The 1,369-nt window shown below is 70.7% G+C and carries 1 protein-coding gene; it reads left to right on the forward strand.

Annotation, left to right across the window (positions count from 1 at the left end; genetic code table 11):
* Positions 1-99: 99 nt before the first annotated feature.
* Positions 100-1,369 (forward strand): sensor histidine kinase (locus tag FNQ90_RS23300; protein WP_407699434.1); only part of this gene is annotated, 1,270 nt, incomplete at its 3' end.

Here is a 1,369-nt window from a genome sequence, read left to right on the forward strand (position 1 = left end):
CCCGCGTCCGGTGCTTCCCTCCCGCGCCCGAACGGCCGGCACAGACGCCCCGGTCCCCTGCGGCCCACCGGGGGAGATTTCCGCCTTCGGACCCGAGCGGTGCGCTTCGCGGTTGTCCCGGCGCTCCTGGTCTCGGCCCTCGCCACCGCCGTGATCACCTTTGTGCTGCGGATCGGCGAGACCTCGGAACGCGCGCCGCTCGGCCTCCTGGCCGTGATTCTGGGCGGTGCCCTGTTGCTGGTGTGCCTGATCGTCGCCGCGGCCGCCTACCTGGCCGCGGGGGAGAGCCGAACCCAGACGGCGCGAATCATCGCGCTGCGTCGACACACGGCCCGTGCGCGGGGAGACCTGCACGAGGTCGTGGGCAGGGTCGAACGGGGGGAACCCGTGGAGGCGCCGGGCCAGGCCCCCACCCTCTCCCCCTCCGGTGGACGGGAGACGAGCCTGGATCTGCTCGCCCACGAGATCGCCTTGGACCGGTACGCCGCCCACGATGCCCTGGCCCGGGCCACGGCGGTGGTCCGCGACAGCGCCAGCGGCAGTGATGAGAAGGTCGAGGTCTTCGGAAACCTCGCCCGCCGCCTGCAGTCGCTCGTCCATCGCGAGATCGAGCTGCTGGACGAGTTGGAGAACGAGGTCGAGGATCCCGAATTCCTCAAGGGCCTGTTCCAGGTGGATCACCTGGCCACCCGAATTCGCCGTTACGCGGAGAACCTGGCGGTCCTGGGAGGAGCCGTGCCCCGGCGTCAGTGGACCCGTCCGGTGGGGATGACCGAAGTGATGCGCTCGGCCGTGGCCGAGGTGGAACACTACTCCCGGGTCAAGCTCGTGCCGCCCATCGAGGGCACGTTGCGCGGTCACGTGGTCGCCGACGTCATCCACCTCCTCGCCGAACTGGTGGAGAACGCGACCAGCTTCTCCTCGCCGCAGACCGTGGTGGTCCTCCGGGCCCAAAGGGTGACCGCCGGCTTGGCCGTGGAGGTGGAGGACCGTGGCCTGGGCATGCCCGCCGAGGAACAGCGGCGGATGAACGCCCTCCTGTCGGGCGCCGAGCGGATCGATGTCGGCGAGTTGTTGAGAGACGGCCGCATCGGCCTGTTCGTCGTTTCGCAGTTGGCACGGCGCCACAACATCGTGGTGCAGTTGCAGAGCAACATCTATGGGGGCATCCAGGCTGTGCTCGTCCTCCCGGCGCAACTGCTGGGGGACGACGAGATCACCTCCGTGGAGTCGCCCGGGGAGGACCGCACCCCCTCCGCGGTCCGTGCCATCGACGCCGTTCCCGGCTCCCCGTTCGGCGAGACCCCCCGGGCGCCCTCCGGGGACCTGCCCGAAGGCGGTTCCGATTTCGTCCCTCCCGCCCCCGGGG

The organism is Streptomyces alkaliphilus, from assembly GCF_014141535.1.
GTDB lineage: Bacteria > Actinomycetota > Actinomycetes > Streptomycetales > Streptomycetaceae > Streptomyces > Streptomyces alkaliphilus.